Origin of the sequence: Vibrio mediterranei (genome assembly GCF_013364395.1) — a bacterium.
In the GTDB taxonomy this organism is placed as follows: Bacteria; Pseudomonadota; Gammaproteobacteria; order Enterobacterales; family Vibrionaceae; genus Vibrio; species Vibrio mediterranei.
In genome coordinates this window covers 637,160-655,300 of the sequence record NZ_JABXGK010000001.1, presented here as the reverse complement: position 1 = coordinate 655,300, position 18,141 = coordinate 637,160, and the positions used below count along the sequence as shown (strand labels likewise).

The following is an 18,141-nucleotide window of genomic DNA, read 5'->3' as shown; positions in this document are numbered from 1 at the left end:
TGCGCTTCATCGTGCGTTGCAAATTTGGGCGCTATTTTATCACCTTAAGCTAAATCTACAATCAATAGCTTGACCTTACCCTTGCGGTAAGGTTTATCGTTAGTCACAGTTCAATATTTCTTCGAGGTGTTTTATGAATCAATATACGCTAAATCTATCAGGACTCTCCTGTATGGGGTGCGTGAATAAGCTGCAAAAAGCACTCGATGCCTCCCCGCTATCGATGGATATCAAAACACTCACCACTGAACAACTTATCGTGGAGAGTTCGTCGGATGTCCAAGACATTATTTCCATAGTCCAATCCCTTAACTACCATGCCATTCCCGTATGGCACTTTGCACTTTCAGGCCTGAACTGCGGAAAATGTGTAGCGAAATTGCGCACTCAACTTGAATCATTGGAAGATTGCGAAATTCTCTCTTTGAGTAAATCAGAGTTGACCATTGCAACATTAGATAATCCGCTAACTATTATCGATAGCGTAGAAGCTGTCGGATATCAAGCAAAGCAAGAGGCTAATTCTACCAGCGGCAATGACCTTGATACGTCTACGCAAAGCGAAAGTATTGAGCCTATTTCTCCTGATATCTCGTTGCTAAACGAGTCAAATGACGAACTGCTGTTAACACAAGAAGGCTACAGACTTCATTACCTGATTCATGGAATGACTTGTGCAAGCTGTGTGAGCTCGGTAGAGAAAGCACTAGCCAGTGTTGATGGCGTCGAGAACGCTCGCGTTAACCTTGCTGAACAAAGTGCTTTGGTAGTAGCTTCCAAAGATGTAGAAAGCATCAATGACGCTTTGCTCGCTGCGGTTTCGAGTGCTGGTTATCAAGGGGAGCTAGTTCAAGACTTAGCCACAAGCCAAAGTCAGCAACAGCAAGCACTTTTAGACCATCAAGCGACTCAAAAAAAGCACACTATTGTTGCCTTAGCCATTGGTGCTCCGCTCATGCTTTGGGGAGTATTAGGTGGCAATATGATGATCCGCAACCCTCTAGACCAAATGACCTGGGGGCTAATTGGTGTCATCTGTTTATGGCTACTCGCTACTGCCGGGCGCGACTTCTATGTAAATGCTTATAAAGCGCTAACACACAAACGAGCAACGATGGATACCCTCGTCGCGTTAGGCACGGGCGCAGCATGGTTTTACTCTATGTTAGTGGTGGTTAAGCCTAGTTGGTTCCCACATCAATCTAGACATGTTTATTTTGAGGCAAGCGCGATGATTGTGGGATTAATATCTCTCGGGCACTACATCGAAGCCAAAGCAAAGTCTAAAACCAATCAGTCGCTTCAAGCGCTAATGAACCTTCAACCACAATATGCGACTGCCATTATTGATGGTCAAGATCAGTCTATGGCAGTGTCCGATATTCGTCTTGGGATGCTGCTTAGAATAAAGCCAGGTGAAAAAGTTCCTGTTGATGGACTAGTACTTGAAGGACACAGCTATATTGATGAATCCATGTTGACGGGTGAACCTGTGGCCGCAGCAAAAGATATTAATGACACGGTGTCTGCAGGCACATTAAACACCGATGGTAGCTTGGTTATCAAAGCAACAGGTGTGGGCGCAGATACTATGTTGTCGCGTATAATTAACCTAGTAAGGGAAGCGCAAAGCAGTAAACCTGCCATTGCCAAATTAGCAGACTCTATCTCAGCAGTATTTGTTCCCGTCGTTGTGGTTATCGCTTTGTTAGCCGCGGCAGTTTGGTTCTTTGTCGGACCAGAGCCTAGAGCCAGTTATATGCTTGTTGTGACGACAACAGTACTTATCATCGCCTGCCCATGCGCATTAGGTTTGGCAACACCGCTGTCTATTACTGTAGGTATAGGCAAAGCAGCCCAAGCAGGAGTATTAATTAAAGATGCCGACGCCTTACAAAAGCTAAGTAAAGTAAAAGTCGTCGTATTCGATAAAACCGGCACACTGACCATGGGTCAACCAACCGTACAGCGAGTATTTACATCGAACCTATCAGCACATGAGCTGGCCAAATTGGTATTGCCATTAGAAAAACGTTCGGAACATCCTCTAGCGAAAGCGGTCACTCGATATTGGTCTGCCACTGACACAAGTGAGCCCCAACAATTTGAGAATCTTAAGGGCAAAGGGGTTAAAGGGATAGTTGACGATAAGCAAATAACCATTGCATCGCTCAATCACGTACAAAGTTTGAACATTGATACAACGCCGATTCAAAGTGGCCTCGATGAAGCAGCAAATATGGCTGCGACACCAGTGGTCGTAGTTATCGATAATTCAGCCGTAGCTGTTATTGCAATCGCCGATGAGCTTAAACCAGAAGCGGCTTCTGCAGTGGCATCATTGAAACAGCAAGGCATTCATACTGTGATGCTAACTGGTGACAACCGACATGTTGCTAACGTAATCGCTAAGAAGCTTGGTATCGACGAGGTGGTTTCTGAGGTATTACCAGATGAGAAATCCGCTCATGTAGAGTCACTCAAGGCTAAGTTTGGGCCTGTCGCTATGGTTGGTGATGGCATCAATGACGCACCTGCTTTAGCACTTGCTGATGTCGGTATTGCCATGGGCTCAGGGAGTGACGTGGCCATCGAAAGTGCGCCAATGACATTGCTTAATAGTAACCCTGCGACTGTGGCATACGCTATTTCACTGTCTAAGGCGACAGTGAAGAACATAAAACAAAACCTATTTGGTGCATTTATCTATAACTCGTTAGGGATCCCGATTGCAGCAGGGATTCTTTACCCGATTTTTGGTTTTCTGCTCAGCCCTGTTTTTGCTGGAGCAGCTATGGCACTGTCCTCTATTACCGTTGTCAGCAACGCAAATAGACTCAGAAACTTTCAATATAAAGGCTAATCGAGTTGGTTAACCGATAACGATATAGCCAATAATTACTTGTTAAAAGGATTCAATATGTCAAAGCAAACACGTCTATTCAAACTAGCAACACTGTCGTTTGCGATGGTAACAGGTTCAGCGTTTGCCACGGATATGCTCACGTATAAGTCACCTTATTGTGGCTGCTGTAAAGAATGGGTGAAGCATATGGAAGATGCTGGATTTAACGTTACGGTTGAAGAGCATAAGAATATGAACCCAATAAAAGAAAAACTAGGTATAAAGCCCGAACTCGCATCGTGTCATACGGCGGTTATCGGTGACTATGTTTTCGAAGGCCATATTCCAGCCGATGACATCAAGGCTTTCCTAGAGAACCCACCTAAGAACGCTAAGGGACTCGCTGTTCCAGGCATGCCCGTTGGTTCTCCAGGTATGGAATATGGCGACAAGAAAGACCCTTATCATGTTTATGCTTACAATGAGAAAGGTCAAGTCTACAGTTTCCGTGCTTACAATATGTAACGTGAAGCACTGATACTAGATAAACGCCGCAGCAATCGCTGTGGCGTTTTTCTGGCTAAAAGTTATAAATCCCACCTATAAGAAATGCACTATTCGCTACACCATGGCCATATCGTGGTACTTTGACATCCCCTTGACTCTTGTACTCAAAATACGGCTGAAAAGCGTATTTCGTTAACGTCAACCTAAACTCATGGTCCATGGTGCTGTCCGTGTATGGGTAGTATGGACCATAAGCTCCTATGGCATGGTACACATTGTTATAGTGGATTTTCACTGGGTGCGTTTGGAACGTATAGGCAATCTTGTTATCAAATCGATAATCTGTATCCGGCTTATACCCCCAACGGTCATGTTGTGCATAAACTTCGATTCGAGTGCGATGACTCAAAGAGAGACCTTGCTCAAAGTCATAGCCGATTTTAAAGAGTGGACGGTACTGCATGGTTTCACCCACTTGCATTAGGTGTTCATATCCAGCCCCTAGCCAGAAGTTGTCCGACATTTGAAAACGCTGCTCTACCCCTAGCGTTACCAAAGGAGCTCTCACGCGGTGTCCATAGTACATGTTATGGTGGTGATGGTGACCATCACTGTGAGGCGTTGCACCAATCGCAATATCTTCTATTTTGAACTTAATCGTTGTATCCGTATCAAAAGTATGGCCTGCCGCCATCTTAGCTGTGGTTTTGGAATCATAGAGATAACTGCTATTGAACTGGATGTTACCTTCAATATATGACGATGCAGCAAATGCGCTGCTCGAGCTAAATGCGAGTGCCAAGAATGAAATTTTACGCAAGACGTTAGTCCTAACTTAGTCAGAAAAAAACGCATCTTCACGCTCGATTTACCTTGTGGCAAATTCTAACAAAGTCATGACTCTGCAAGACACAAATTGTCAAAAAATCAGATAAATACTGGAAATTCAATCAACTAGCTTAACCCTAACTTCGCTATGTAAATAAACCGTCTGAAAGACATATTTTCTGGACAGAAAAACGACAAAGGACGACCAATAGTCGACCTCAGTAAGGATAAGTAAAAGTTGCTCAGTAAACCGCAAATTTATTAAAACAAACTAAACGTTCAGATTTATATCAGCGTACCGCCTCAGTTACTCTATAAGCGACCAAGACTTTGATTTGAACGTCCATCGTTATACTTCATTCGGAATCGCCAATCGAGGTCGTCACAAATCCCCAGATAGCTTTTCCCCATAATCCCTAACTTGTAGGCATCTTGCGCGCAGTATTCAGTTCGGCCTTTTTCATACCCTTCAGAGTAAGCCGTTTCTAAAGCCGCATCATTGACACTTAATTCTTCAGGTGTTTTTTTCATGTAGCCTTTTTTTGACTGCTCATAACCAAATGTCTGCCATGAATCACTCGTCCCATCTGTTGGAAAAGCTGTCTGTGTACAACCACTCATAAATACAACTGTGATTAAGCTAGATACAAGAAATTTAATGTTCATCTCATCATCCTTTTAAGTCATTACTGAAAACAAGAAGTTTAGTACGCCATGACTTGAGTATTCGTTCAGTGTCGTTCACGTATTTTATCGTGTCACTCTTAAGATAAGGAACAGATAAAAAGAAATTGCGAGGCACCTCTATTCTAAATCCGAACTTAGAACAGAAAAAAGGCTCCTGACGGAGCCCTAAATATGGAAATATGAACAATCTTGGGGGATAGATTAGAAGCCGTATGAAGCACCGAACACAACAGCATTGTTTACTGCACTGCTTCCGTCAGCATTCTTTAGGCCGTGAGCTTGGCTACGGAACTCAAAGTATGGTTGTACGCCATCACGAGTCCAAGTTGCACGAAGCTCGTGATCCATCGTATTAACTTTATCATCGCCATTCGCATCTTTGTCGCCAGCCACTACGTATACGTTGTTATAAGAAAGAGCAATAGGCTGATCAGCAAATTGATAAGCAATTTTGTTGTCCAAACGAACATCTGTATCTGACTTGCGTGCTTGGCCATCTAGTTGATTATTAATGTGCATACGAGTACGGTTGCTCAAAGAAAGACCGTTATCGAAGTTATAACCGATCTTGATAAGTGGGCGATATTGAATTGTTTCACCGCCTTGAATCAAGTGATGGTAACCTGCCGCAAACCAAAGGTGGTCAGTTGCGTTAAAGACCTGTTCAACACCCAAAGTAGTCGCTGGTAGTGGACTAGCACCATCTTGTACTTTACCCAGTGGAATAGCATCAAACTCAACTAACAGCGTAGTGTTAGAGTCAAATGTGTGGCCGGCTTCTAGCGTAGACGTTGCTTTAGAACCTTGAAGGTACGTATCGTGAAATTGAACGTTACCAGTTACGTAAGAAGAGCCTGCGAAAGCGCTAGTTGATGCAACTGCAAGAGCGGTAAGAGCGAGAACTTTTTTCATTATAACACCTATATATGCTTTAGTTTTGAGCAGCTTATGTTGCTGCCTTGATATGCTGCCGTCTGGCTTGAGCACACTATAACTAGATTTAATTCGCGCTAACAAATAATTACCCCACCAAAGTGATCAAAATCACAACAGGAAAATGACAAAAAACATAAATACATAAAAAACAGCAACTTAAAAAAGTTATATAAAATACCGTAAATTCACAAAGAAAAATTACCTATGATGAAAGTCACAAAAACCATACTCATATCGCCATGTTGATGACAAAAATGTCGTAAAAACCACATCCAGTCCAAAATAACTCTTATAAAATCGTGATATCAAACGTGCTTTTAGGTTTAAAACAGCATTTAATTCGCATTAAAAAAGTAGTTTTATCGAGGAAAAACAACCTAGAGCAGTAACTCTCTACTTCAACCTTGGCATTTGAGGAGCGAACTTGTGTTAGTCTGAACACTCAACCGTAGTTCAGAAAGTGGTGAATAGATTGCTTAGATATATTTCGAGTTATATAAAGAGAGCTCACTTGGGGCCTTCATTCATGAACCTTCTGTTGTTGATCTCATTTTTTTCTCATGCAGAACCGTTGTTATGGCAAGCAGACAAAGGTGAACAGCGCCTCTATCTCATGGGGACAATTCACGTTGGGGATACCAAACTCGATCCATTTTCTAGAAAAGTGACAGAAGCTTTAGATAGCTCTGATAGCCTGGTTGTCGAAACACGCCTAAATGAAAAAGTTCGTTTCCCGCAAGAACCACAACCCAGTACTAAGCAAATGTTAGACGAAGAACACTTAGCTACATTAGTTAAAATCTTAAAACAGACCTCCCTAGCTCCAACTAAAATATTGAACTTACCACCTTGGCAAGCAGCCTTAACCTTACAACAATTACAATTCCAATCTCTTAACTATCAACCTCAGTTCGGCATTGATATGCAGTTTGTTCAGTGGGCAAACACTCATCAATTACCAATAAAGGGATTAGAGAGTTTACAATTTCAAATCGATTTACTCGCAAATCAGCCTGATGACGGATTAGATATGTTGAAACAAACAATCCAAGAGTGGCCAAATAGTGAAGCAAGCATCCAATGTTTAGTCGAGTCTTGGCGTATGGGGGATAAAAAGAACCTTGAAGAAGTGTTACAAGCAGAGGCCTATAACGATGACTTCTATCATTCATTCATTTACGAGCGGAACGAAAAGTGGGTAGAGATATTAAGCCAATCACAAGAATACAAAGCAGGAACCCATTTTGTGGCTGTGGGCGCTCTGCACCTTGTTGGAAAACACAGTGTTGTTGAACAGCTAGGAGAGCAAGGTTATGCCATAAACCTACTTTCCACACCAAACAAGGCAAATTGCTCGATCTCTGATTCCAGTCAAGACAACTGACTGTTATCGAAATTCGCTCATTTTACCGGCTAGTTAGAACAAAACATCGAAAACGAGCTCTTTTTGAGCTGGGAGCACGTCACCGCAAATCAGATTTCCTTAGATTCCTTAATTACCAACTAGTTAACCATCATTGCCATAGATTGTTCTAGAAACTAAGTAAGTTAATTTAAGTAGTTGAGCGGCATTTCCCCATACTACATGATAAAACTATAGATTATTTTTACCATCTAAATCATATAGTTATTAATTTCACACAATTAATAAGTTCCACTTTTTTGGAATTAAAAATTTTTTAATTCTTACTCTTTTTTTTGATCTTTATTCTCTCTTGTTCATACTTAGGATTATCTCGAAGTGCGAGATGCCTCTAAATATTGAATAATTGAAAGGGATCGTTATGAAAATTTTCTCAGCACTAATCTTCGGCATCATGCTGACGCTTGCTCCAATCACCCATGCCTCAAACAGTTCTGCATTAGGTCCATATGTCGACTGCCAACTAAGCGATGGCTCTCAAACGTATACTCCGATTGAGCGTTGCGAACGTTTAGGTGGCCAAAAACGCTTTTGATATATCAAGCCCTTGGCTGCATAGTACGAACATCAGTTTTGGACTTTTGTATTGCAGCCTTGCATCAAATCATCAACGATTGGACATGCCGAATTAGTGTCTCCCGGGCACTGAGAAAGCCAGACTTCCAGTTGCTGTTCAATAGCTTGCAACTCTGAAATCTTGCGTTTAACTTCCGCAAGTTTTTCGCTGGTTCGACGTTTAACTTCGGCACTCGTCCTGTCCGTTTTGAAGGCTAACGACACCATATCGCGACACTCATCAAGCGTAAAACCGACTCGTTTGGCCTTAGCAACAACACTTAGTTCATCAACATGCTTGGCCGAATAAATGCGATAGCCATTATCGCTTCTCAACGGTGACGAGATGATTTTCTTTTCTTCATACAGTCGGATTGATTTCGTTGTTAGACCGGTCTTTTTAGCAACTTCACTGATGTTCATATCGAACTCCACTTAGGCAAACCTACACAATTATTCAAATGATAAGTGACTCGCAAATTTCTGTACAGACGCTTTCTGCTTTCATAACAACGCTATTATTCGCGATGTAAAAAAACTAAGATGAAACAGACCCTACAAGAGAATTGCCATATTGGCAAAGTACTAAGGAGTGGTAATGAAATTAACAAAAACACTACTTGCGAGTCTAATTTTGGCACCGTCACTAGCTTACTCGTCAGTGACCATTGACGTGCCGTCTGGCATCCAACTGCTCACTGTTAATGGTAAAGACGCTGGCTACTCAAACTTTGGTTTCGATAGTAACGACAACATCGTTCTCGATAACGGTGTAAACCAACTGGTTTTTAGAATTTCTAAAATAGTTATGGAAACGGGCTCAGACAAAACCAAATTTAAATCTCAACCTTTAGTTGCAACATTTGATGCAAAAGATAAGGATATCTCTATATCCGTGCCTAACATTAAGACACTGCAACAAGGTGTAGAGTTCAATAGTAAACCTACCTTTGAACTTGTTAGCGATTCAAAGCCCCTCGTTGGCGTGAAGAAAGATCAGTTAGGTTTAACGTTTAGTCTAACTGCGGATATGGCACAAGAAGTAAAAGACTACAATCAAACCAACGCTGTTGCTAGCTTGTCACACTACTCACAATCCAAAATAGAAACCGCTGACATCCAACTTGATGGTGATGTGTACCAATCTTTAAAACGCTCTTTCAAAAGTGCCTCATACGAAGAAAGAAAGAAGTTTCTTACTTGGGCAATCAGCAACCTCGAAGAGTAATTTAACCGACTGTGCTCGCACTCGCGGGCACATTTTCATTTTATCGCGAGATCTCCTTTTCTTAACTCAACTTTATTTAACGTCCATCTTCTATATTTTCGTCAAAACAACTATTTATTAATCTCACTGTGAATTACACAAAAAAAAAACGGCCCCTATTTCTAGGAGCCGAAGGTATAAGGCAGTATCAGATTGTATTTTAGAAGTAGTATTCTACGCCTAGACCCCAGCCGAATTCAGCTGAAGATTCGTCTTTAGAAATCATATAAGGACGTACATAGGTAATCGCTGAGTCATCCAAGAAATATAGTGCCTGTGCTGAAACGATGTAATCTGCATAGCCATCTGCATCGGTACTATCAATTTTAGGATCTAGATTCGCAGCATAATTAAGCTTGAACTGCCAATTCTCAACGCCACTGAATACAGCTCCTAACGAGTAGCTATTCTGAGAAATTTTCGAACCATACTGTAGAAGATCATTATCGTCTTTGTCTTTCAACTCTTTATAGTCTGCTTCTTCGTATTTCCATGCACCATTAAAGGCAAATGTGTCAAAGTTCAGCTCAAAACCTAACAATCCAGCTTGCGTATCTGAACGACCATTAACTGTATCTTTATCACCAATGATTGGAGCACCAGGGTTTTGCTTCAAGAAGTTCTGGTAAGCTGAGTTGAGAGTATCAAACTTACGATCCTTACCGTACTCGTAGCCACCGTGTAGAGTAAGCATTCCAACAGTATAGTGCGCCCCTAAGCCATAGAAGTTTGAGTCAGCACTTGCTTCATCACCACGACCAGCTGCTAGGTTGAATGTAAACCCTCCTAAGTTAGCAGAGTCATAACGAACCATATTAGATTGACGATCATAGCGTGCGCCACCTAGTACATCGCCACCCCAGTCAAAAATAGCACCAGCACGTTGACCTGAGTATGGCCAGTCGATGATTTCATAGAGTGGTGTCAACATACGACCAATACGTACGCGACCAGCTTCCTCGAACTCAAAACCACCATAGGTATCACGAACACCTAGACCACTACCAGCACCGTCATCACCAACGTTACCACCTTCCAATTGCCAAATAAACTTAGGACCACGTGCTAGTTCATGTGAACCGCGTAAACCAAAGCGAGATTCATTTTCTAGTTTCAGTGGAGCATCACCGCCACCAATTTTATCTTCACCATATTGCCATACAGACAATGCAACTTGACCATAAAGATCAACTGTATCTGTTGCCGGTTTCGCTTGTACTGCACCCGCCATTGTTAAAGACGCCACTGCTGCACCGATAAGAGTGCGTTTAAACATTTTTTCCATGGAATAACTCCTAAAAATGGATATAGCTGTTTTTTATATTTCACTCTTAAGTTGGCCGCCGAAGGGTGAAATATTTCCTTATTTATTTAACCAAAATAGACTGGTTAATTTTCCTGTCTACACCTTGTGTATCCATATTCACAAGACTAACTTCGCAGAGAAAATTATCAATTTCAAAATCAATTAAGCTAAAAAAAATAGGACGCACTACAAACTTTTACCATGGTTATTGATGAAGATCTTATTTTTCAAACACAGCTATAATGAAATGCTTTACATCCTTTGTTTTCAAGAAGTTAAAACACCATCAACATTGCCATTCGTGATATGGATCGCATGGATTTTTTATTTAATTTAATTAAATAAAAAAACGCTATTTATACGATTGTTTTTTATTTATGACGTAGTAGAACCATCATTATTTGAACTCACTCGCAAAAAAAAGAGCCCCATATTAGGAGCTCTTTTTTCTATTCCTTAAATCAGCCGATTAATTCTATTAGGTCGTCCTCAGTTCTAATCTCAATATTGAGCTCTTGTGCTTTAGCCAATTTAGAACCTGCATTTTCTCCTGCAAATAAAATATCGGTTTTCTTAGAAACACTTCCCGTCACTTTCGCCCCTAGCGCCTGAAGTGCTGCCTTGGCATCATTGCGGTTTAGCTGTGACAACGACCCTGTTAAAACCACCGTCTTGCCCGCAAGTGGTTGAGGTGTATCTTCCGCTGGTGCTTCTACTGCCGCCCAATGAATACCTGCTGCAATCAATGCCTCAATTACTTTTTGATTAGATTCAGCAGCAAAGAAGAACCGAATATGCTTAGCAACAATCTCACCGACATCAGGCACTTCAATCAACTGATCATGAGTCGCGTTCATCACATTTTCTAAAGTTTCAAAATGCGTTGATAGATTCGCAGCGGTGGCTTCACCAACTTCACGAATCCCCAGTGAGTACAGGAATCTCGCTAGTGTGGTTTCTTTTGACACATTTAGGGCATTGACGACATTCTGTGCGGACTTCGGCCCCATACGCTCTAAAATAGTGAGTTGCCCCGCAGATAACTTGAACAGATCTGCTGGTGTCTCGACCATTTCTTTGTCTACAAGCTGCTCTATCACTTTCTCCCCAAGACCATCAACGTCTAAAGCCTTACGAGAAACAAAGTGTTTTAGTGCTTCTTTACGCTGTGCTTGGCAAACCAAACCACCGGTACAACGGGCTACTGCTTCTCCCTCAATGCGTTCAATCAGAGATGCACATACCGGACACTCAGAAGGAAAAACGATTTCTTTTGCATCCGCAGGTCGACGCTCTGGCACATAAGAAACAATTTGAGGAATAACATCCCCAGCACGGCGAATAATAACACTATCACCAACCTTCACACCCAAACGCTCAATTTCATCGGCATTATGCAAGGTAGCATTGCTCACCGTCACGCCACCAACAAACACTGGCTCTAGCTTCGCAACAGGGGTAATGGCTCCGGTGCGTCCAACCTGAAACTCGACAGAGTTCAGTACGGTAATTTCTTCTTGAGCGGGGAATTTGTAGGCAATCGCCCAGCGAGGGGCTCGAGCCACAAAACCTAACTGCTCTTGTAGGGCAATGTCGTCAACTTTAATGACGACGCCATCTATTTCATATTCAAGCTCATCACGCTTTTCTTGGATCGCTTTGTGGTAGGTTTTAACTTCTTCAATACTGTTAACGCGTTTGGTTTCAGGCCCCATTGGAAAGCCTAAAGATTTGAGTTTTAGAAAACGATCAAAATGACTTGCTGGTAACTCGGTACCTTCAACAATGCCCAGACTATAGGCATAGAAGCTTAAAGGACGAGTTGCGGTGATACGAGAGTCTAATTGACGTAAACTACCTGCTGCCGCATTTCTTGGGTTTACAAACACTTTCTCACCTTTTCTTTCGGCAAGTTCGTTAAGTTTTGCAAACCCAGCTTTAGGCATAAATACTTCACCGCGTACTTCAATGCGCGCTGGAATGTCGTCGCCTTGCAGCTTCAGTGGAATTGCACTAATAGTTCGAACATTCTCTGTGATGTTCTCCCCCGTGGTTCCATCACCTCGAGTTGCAGCTTGAACAAGTACACCATTTTCATAAAGTAAACTCACTGCTAATCCATCGAGTTTTACTTCGCAACAATAAGCGCCAATATCGGTTCGATTTACGCGATCACAAATGCGCTTATTAAAACTATCTAAATCTTCATCTGAGAAAGCATTATCCAAAGACAGCATCGGTATTTCATGTTTCACTTGGGTAAAACTGTCAAGTGGTAACCCTCCGACTCGTTGACTTGGCGAATCTACAGTTACCCAATCAGGATGCTCAGCTTCAATAGCGAGCAATTCTTGCATTAGTCTGTCGTACTCGACATCCGGAATCTCTGGGCTGTCTTCTACATAGTACTTCACGCCATGATAGTGAAGTTGCTCTTTCAGTTCATTTAATCGTTGTTGCGACATGGTATACCTTGGTAGTACGGATAAAAAAGGCTCCCGAGGAGCCTTTTCTCTAACATAAGTGGAACGATTACGCGCTTACTTTCGCTGCGTTAAAGTCTTGAATTTGTTTACGGTAGGCATCGAGTCTTGTCGGTGTCATTAAGTTACGCTTGTCGTCAAGAACGTTGCCCCCAAGATCATCAGCAATTTGCTGCGCTGTTCTTAGCATCAACTTGAAGTTCTGCTCGGCTTCGCCAAAACAAGGTAGAGTCATAAAGAACGAGATACCTTTGGTAGTAAAAGTGGCTGGATCATTATGTTGAAGCGTACCTGGCTGCATCATATTTGCCACACTAAACAGTACTTTTCCTGTGCCTGATAAATCGGCATGACGATGGAAGATATCCATTTCACCGTAAATAAGACCATTCTGGCGCATGCTATCAAACAGCTGAGTACCAACAAAATCTTCAGAACCAGCACAATGCACGTTCATCACAATCACCTGCATTTCGGGCTCTTCAGGTTCACTTTCAGCCTGTATAGGTGCACTCGATTCCTTTGCCGACGTTGGGGTTGATGCCTCAATAGGCTGAGGTTTTGTTTCCAATTCCTCGTCAGTATCATCGAATTTGTTTAGATCTAGCTGAGGTTCAAGTTTTTCAAACTCTTCGGGTTCGACATCGGTTTTGGCCGAAAATGATGGTAGCTCTTCTTCAACCATTTCTTCTGATAATGCAGAGACCGGAGGCTTTTCGAATTGTTCTTCTAAAGGTTGATGATGAATCTGCTCTTCATGCTCAAAGCTCTGTTCAGAGTGACTGGCGACATCGTCTAAGGGATCATAATTAGTCTGTTGTTGGTTCAAACCAAAGTCAGGTTCATTACGCGTTTTTCTTATAATTTCGAAATCGTCTTCTGGCGCAACGTATTCGTCTTCTTGCTCAGCGTTGTCATCCAACTTTCCTAACGGCCTATCACCGAACTTCTTCTGTCCTTCTTTTTTGCTAGACCATAGGCCATGGAACAGCAGCGCCGCGATAGCTAGGGCACCGACAATAATGAGTACGAATCGCAATTCCTGCATTGTTTGCTCTCAACGTTAAAAAATAGTCCTTAATGAGGTGAATACACCTCAGCTCACTCTACTTTACCAAAACTCTATAGACTATTAGAACACCTTAGTATAAGAAGTTTGTGATTTCCTTAAGTCTTTTTTGATATAGTCACTAAGAAACAACAGTAGCAAAAGGTAAAAGGAAACATATTTTGAACAAAGCCAAAACCGGATTCGGTTACTTTCATCAAGGTTTTCAAATCGCCTTTACACCGGGTATCCGTCGTTATGTACTGCTACCATTACTTGCCAATATTTTGTTAGTTGGTTCAGCAATGTACTACCTTTTCTCCAACCTAAACGCGTGGATTGAAGGCTGGCTGGGCTATTTGCCTGAATTTCTCTCTTGGCTGAGTTATGTGCTTTGGCCGCTACTCGCCATCACTATATTGGCGACCTTTTCTTACTTCTTTAGCACATTAGCTAACTTTATCGCCGCTCCATTCAATGGCCTTTTAGCAGAGAAAGTGGAAGAAATGCTAACCGGTCAAAAAGTTTCAGAAGACGGGATCATGAGCGTTGTCAAAGACGTTCCAAGAATTATGGCTCGGGAATGGCGCAAGCTATTGTATACCTTGCCTAAAGCTATCGGCTTATTCTTACTGCTACTTATCCCTGCGCTGGGTCAGACGATAGGACCTTTTCTTTGGTTCATTTTTACCGCTTGGATGTTGGCAATTCAATACTGTGATTATCCATTTGATAACCACAAGGTACCATTTAACGACATGCGAATGTCTATGAAGCAAAAACAAGGAAAAGCCTACAGCTTCGGTATGCTTGTCTCGGTATTTACAACAATCCCAATACTTAACCTGTTTATCGTTCCAGTATCAGTATGTGGCGCAACAGCGATGTGGGTACAAGAATTCAAACAGCAATATAAGTAAGTGTTTCTCACTATCTAGCAGTATCCAAAGAGACTGTAGGCAAGCCATACAGTCTCTAGAACAGCTAGCTTCTATGGTTTTAGGGGCTGTCGACTAAATGTACTATGACTACATTTTGGACAATCAGAAATGGTAGTTGGGTGATTGTATTCTGTCTTATGCCCACACTGTTCACACACCAAAATACCTAATCCTATCATTTCTCCTGAGGAATAAACGCCCTGATGCTCAAGATCTTGGAACAGCTCAACCCACTCGACTTTTGTTCTATCTGTGATATCCAGCAGACCTTGCCAAATTGAATTAGCAATCATGAGATAGAAGGGCCCGCTTTTACTCTCTTCGTAGTTTTCGGCAAATTCCTTTAGATCAGACTTCACATACGCAGAAATTAACGCCATTTCGTCCTTAGTCATATCGTTGGCGGCCTCAACCACTTGTCCTGACTTTTCAAGCACGTGCTGTAACTCTTCAGGACTGTGTTTTAGGTTGTCAACCACATCTTCAATCATTTCTTCATAACTGGCTTTACGCTTAGGCATACATCCCCCTATTTTCACCAAAGTAGCAGAACACTATGTGATTACCGTTAACGTGCATCACCTCTTCTCCCACGAAGGGTATATTGACTATTGTTGACCGGGCTTCCTTTAGGTATTCTATGACGATCTAATAGTTTCTGTGGTAACAGAACTCACAAATTCCAAGATAACCGGAAATCATCGATGCAAGAACAATATAACCCGCAAGATATTGAACGTAACGTTCAACAGCACTGGGACAACAATAAGACCTTTGTTGTAAGTGAAGACCCAAATAAAGAAAAATTCTACTGTCTGTCTATGTTCCCTTATCCAAGTGGACGACTGCACATGGGTCACGTGCGTAACTACACCATCGGTGATGTGGTATCTCGTTTCCAACGCCTACAAGGAAAAAACGTAATGCAACCAATTGGTTGGGACGCGTTTGGCCTACCTGCTGAAAACGCAGCAGTAAAAAACAACACAGCGCCAGCACCATGGACTTATGAGAATATTGAGTACATGAAAAACCAACTTAAGTTGCTTGGTTTTGGCTACGACTGGAACCGTGAGTTTGCTACGTGCACACCAGAGTACTACCGTTGGGAGCAAGAGTTCTTCACTAAGCTTTATGAAAAAGGCTTAGTATACAAAAAAACCTCTTCTGTTAACTGGTGTCCAAATGACTTAACTGTTCTAGCAAACGAACAGGTTGAAGATGGCTGTTGCTGGCGTTGTGATACTCCAGTTGAACAAAAAGAAATCCCACAGTGGTTTATTAAAATCACAGAATACGCCCAAGAGCTTCTTGATGATTTAGACAACTTAGAAGGTTGGCCTGAAATGGTTAAAACCATGCAGCGCAACTGGATTGGTCGCTCTGAAGGTGTTGAACTGAAGTTTGAAGTACAAGGTCATCAAGACCTTGAAGTATATACGACGCGTCCAGATACTCTTATGGGTGTTACATACGTAGGTATCGCTGCAGGCCACCCTCTTGCTGCTGCTGCGGCTGAAAACAACCCTGAGTTAGCTGCATTTATCGATGAGTGTAAGAACAACAAGGTTGCAGAAGCTGAACTAGCAACAATGGAGAAAAAAGGTATGGCAACTGGCCTTACTGCTATTCATCCATTGAATGGTCGTGAAGTGCCAGTATTCGTTGCTAACTTTGTCTTGATGGATTACGGAACAGGTGCAGTTATGGCGGTTCCTGGTCATGACCAACGTGACTTTGAGTTTGCTACTAAATACAACCTAGATATTCTTCCTGTAATCAAACCGGTTGACGGCAGCGAGCTTGATATTTCAGAAGCGGCTTACACTGAGAAAGGCATACTATTTAACTCTGGCGAGTTCGATGGACTTGAGTTCCAGGCCGCGTTCGATGCTATCTCTGCTAAGTTAGAAGCAGAAGGCAAAGGTCACAAGACCGTAAACTTCCGTCTACGTGACTGGGGTGTTTCTCGTCAACGCTATTGGGGTGCTCCAATTCCAATGGTAACGACTGAAGATGGTGAAGTTCACCCGGTTCCAGCAGAGCAACTTCCTGTAATCCTTCCGGAAGATGTTGTTATGGATGGCGTAACTAGCCCAATCAAAGCTGATAAAGAGTGGGCAAAAACGACCTTCAACGGTGAGCCAGCACTACGTGAAACAGACACCTTCGATACCTTCATGGAGTCTTCTTGGTATTATGCACGTTACTGTTCTCCGCAAGCTGATGATATTTTAGATCCAGAAAAAGCGAACTATTGGCTACCTGTAGACCAATATATCGGTGGTATCGAGCACGCATGTATGCACTTACTGTACTCTCGCTTCTTCCATAAGTTGCTTCGTGATGCGGGCTATGTGACTTCCGACGAACCATTTAAGAAACTCCTATGTCAAGGTATGGTGCTTGCTGATGCTTTCTACCACACCAACGAAAAAGGCACCAAAGAATGGATCGCTCCAACAGACGTAAAAGTTGAGCGTGACGGTAAAGGTCGCATTTCCTCTGCAACAGATAACCAAGGTCGTGACGTAGAACACTCGGGCATGATCAAAATGTCTAAGTCAAAGAATAACGGTATTGACCCACAAGAAATGGTAGACAAATACGGTGCTGACACTGTACGTCTATTCATGATGTTCGCCTCACCTGCGGATATGACATTAGAGTGGCAAGAATCTGGTGTGGAAGGTGCAAACCGCTTCCTTAAACGTGTTTGGAAGTTGGTAAAAGAACATACAGAAAAAGGTACAGCAGAAAGCGTTGACGTTTCGGCTCTATCTTCAGACCAAAAAGCACTGCGCCGTGATGTTCATAAGACCATTGCAAAAGTAACCGATGATGTTGACCGTCGCCAAACATTCAATACAGCGATTGCAGCCATCATGGAGCTAATGAACAAACTTGCTAAGGCACCTCAAGACTCAGCACAAGACCGTGCGATTCTTGATGAAGCACTACAAGCAGTCGTTGCCATGCTTTACCCTATCACTCCACATATCTGTTTCGAAATGTGGACGGCACTGGGTAATGCAGACATCGACAATGCTGTTTGGCCAACATTTGATGAAAAAGCCCTCGTTGAAGACGAGAAACTTATCGTTGTTCAAGTTAACGGCAAGCTACGCGCTAAGCTGACCGTTGCTGCGGATGCAACTAAAGAACAAGTAGAAGAACTTGGTCTTAACGACGAGAACGTGACGAAGTTCACTGATGGTAAAACCATCCGTAAAGTGATTTACGTACCGGGTAAACTACTGAATATTGTAGCTAATTAATTTAGTTGTCTTTATGATACTAAGAGTCGCGAAGAAT

15 protein-coding genes are annotated in these 18,141 nt (G+C 42.4%); 7 read left to right on the top strand and 8 right to left on the bottom strand.

Going from position 1 to position 18,141, the window contains the following annotated elements:
* Positions 1–133: 133 nt before the first annotated feature.
* Together HOP38_RS03200 and HOP38_RS03195 are read left to right on the top strand one after the other, a co-directional pair.
* Positions 134–2,863: a heavy metal translocating P-type ATPase gene (locus tag HOP38_RS03200; protein WP_198557412.1), complete on the top strand. Its 2,730-nt coding sequence runs from the start codon at positions 134–136 to the stop codon at positions 2,861–2,863.
* A 57-nt stretch (positions 2,864–2,920) separates the two neighbouring features.
* Positions 2,921–3,370: a DUF411 domain-containing protein gene (locus tag HOP38_RS03195; protein WP_006075234.1), complete on the top strand. Its 450-nt coding sequence runs from the start codon at positions 2,921–2,923 to the stop codon at positions 3,368–3,370.
* A gap of 55 nt (positions 3,371–3,425) precedes the next feature.
* Here the strand turns inward: HOP38_RS03195 and HOP38_RS03190 are convergent, their stop codons facing one another.
* The 3 genes from HOP38_RS03190 to HOP38_RS03180 all read right to left on the bottom strand — a co-directional run bounded on the left by HOP38_RS03190 (position 3,426) and on the right by HOP38_RS03180 (position 5,779).
* The gene (locus HOP38_RS03190) at positions 3,426–4,172 is read right to left on the bottom strand and encodes a porin (protein WP_198557411.1); all 747 of its coding nucleotides are present in this window, start codon (positions 4,170–4,172) and stop codon (positions 3,426–3,428) included.
* Positions 4,173–4,492: 320 nt separating this feature from the next.
* Complete coding sequence (locus tag HOP38_RS03185) at positions 4,493–4,846, bottom strand: DUF2799 domain-containing protein (protein ID WP_006075232.1); 354 nt, start codon at positions 4,844–4,846, stop codon at positions 4,493–4,495.
* A 222-nt stretch (positions 4,847–5,068) separates the two neighbouring features.
* On the bottom strand, positions 5,069–5,779 hold the full coding sequence (locus HOP38_RS03180) for an oligogalacturonate-specific porin KdgM family protein (protein ID WP_062457002.1): 711 nt from the start codon (positions 5,777–5,779) through the stop codon (positions 5,069–5,071).
* Positions 5,780–6,329: 550 nt separating this feature from the next.
* Between HOP38_RS03180 and HOP38_RS03175 the strand changes: the two genes are divergently transcribed.
* Entirely contained in the window at positions 6,330–7,187 is an 858-nt protein-coding gene (locus HOP38_RS03175) for a TraB/GumN family protein (protein WP_198557410.1), read from the top strand.
* Between the two features lie 400 nt (positions 7,188–7,587).
* Positions 7,588–7,761: a hypothetical protein gene (locus HOP38_RS03170; protein ID WP_006075229.1), complete on the top strand. Its 174-nt coding sequence runs from the start codon at positions 7,588–7,590 to the stop codon at positions 7,759–7,761.
* Between the two features lie 32 nt (positions 7,762–7,793).
* Here HOP38_RS03170 and cueR read toward each other — a convergent pair whose 3' ends face one another.
* On the bottom strand, positions 7,794–8,204 hold the full coding sequence (cueR, locus tag HOP38_RS03165; RefSeq protein ID WP_006075228.1) for a Cu(I)-responsive transcriptional regulator: 411 nt from the start codon (positions 8,202–8,204) through the stop codon (positions 7,794–7,796).
* Between the two features lie 175 nt (positions 8,205–8,379).
* On the opposite strand from cueR, the gene HOP38_RS03160 reads away from it, so the two are divergent.
* Positions 8,380–9,009, top strand: coding sequence for a YccT family protein (locus HOP38_RS03160; RefSeq protein ID WP_198557409.1), 630 nt, complete (start codon positions 8,380–8,382; stop codon positions 9,007–9,009).
* Between the two features lie 199 nt (positions 9,010–9,208).
* Here the strand turns inward: HOP38_RS03160 and HOP38_RS03155 are convergent, their stop codons facing one another.
* From HOP38_RS03155 to zipA, 3 genes are all read right to left on the bottom strand, one after another.
* Positions 9,209–10,333, bottom strand: coding sequence for a porin (locus HOP38_RS03155; RefSeq protein WP_006075226.1), 1,125 nt, complete (start codon positions 10,331–10,333; stop codon positions 9,209–9,211).
* A gap of 482 nt (positions 10,334–10,815) precedes the next feature.
* Positions 10,816–12,819, bottom strand: a complete 2,004-nt coding sequence (ligA, locus tag HOP38_RS03150; protein ID WP_198557408.1) for an NAD-dependent DNA ligase LigA — start codon at positions 12,817–12,819, stop codon at positions 10,816–10,818.
* 67 nt (positions 12,820–12,886) lie between these two features.
* Complete coding sequence (gene zipA, locus HOP38_RS03145; protein WP_198557407.1) at positions 12,887–13,885, bottom strand: cell division protein ZipA; 999 nt, start codon at positions 13,883–13,885, stop codon at positions 12,887–12,889.
* 182 nt (positions 13,886–14,067) lie between these two features.
* Between zipA and cysZ the strand changes: the two genes are divergently transcribed.
* Entirely contained in the window at positions 14,068–14,805 is a 738-nt protein-coding gene (gene cysZ / locus HOP38_RS03140) for a sulfate transporter CysZ (RefSeq protein ID WP_031495762.1), read from the top strand.
* A 71-nt stretch (positions 14,806–14,876) separates the two neighbouring features.
* Here cysZ and HOP38_RS03135 read toward each other — a convergent pair whose 3' ends face one another.
* Positions 14,877–15,347, bottom strand: a complete 471-nt coding sequence (locus HOP38_RS03135; protein ID WP_198557406.1) for a zinc ribbon-containing protein — start codon at positions 15,345–15,347, stop codon at positions 14,877–14,879.
* A 183-nt stretch (positions 15,348–15,530) separates the two neighbouring features.
* Here HOP38_RS03135 and leuS point away from each other — a divergent pair, with 183 nt between their 5' ends.
* Entirely contained in the window at positions 15,531–18,104 is a 2,574-nt protein-coding gene (gene leuS, locus HOP38_RS03130; RefSeq protein ID WP_198557405.1) for a leucine--tRNA ligase, read from the top strand.
* Positions 18,105–18,141 lie beyond the last annotated feature (37 nt).